A 378-nucleotide genomic window follows, 5' to 3' on the forward strand; every position below is an offset into this window, starting at 1 on the left:
GCTCATCCGGCGAGACGGTTCCCGCCGCAGCCGATGCCTCCGCTGAAGGCGAAGCCGTTCCCGTCTCGGACACAGATATGCTTTTACGGCTCCCTCCGCCGCTGAAGAAATAAAACAGCATAACCGCAATCAACGCCAGCAGGCCGAGATTGATCCGGGACCAGGTTCGGTTTCTCCTCCGCTTTTTGGTTGTCTTGCTTCTTTTTCTGCCGGATCTGGGGGGATACATTTATATTCTGACTCCTTTGCCCGCTAAACTCGTTCTATTATAGCACATCTATCCATCTCTCCCGAACAAGCAAAACCAGGGCTGGAAAGACGCACCTTCTTCCAAAATGGCTTTCCCCAATAAAAAAACGGCGGGCGCCGGGGGGTCCC

At 54.2% G+C, this 378-nt stretch carries 1 protein-coding gene; it reads right to left on the minus strand.

Annotated features, from left to right (window positions below):
• The coding region (locus L692_RS28915) for a hypothetical protein (protein WP_036723822.1) at positions 1 to 229 on the minus strand (229 nt) is incomplete at its 3' end.
• Positions 230 to 378 lie beyond the last annotated feature (149 nt).

It is taken from the genome of Paenibacillus forsythiae T98 (assembly GCF_000520735.1).
GTDB lineage: Bacteria > Bacillota > Bacilli > Paenibacillales > Paenibacillaceae > Paenibacillus_AQ > Paenibacillus_AQ forsythiae.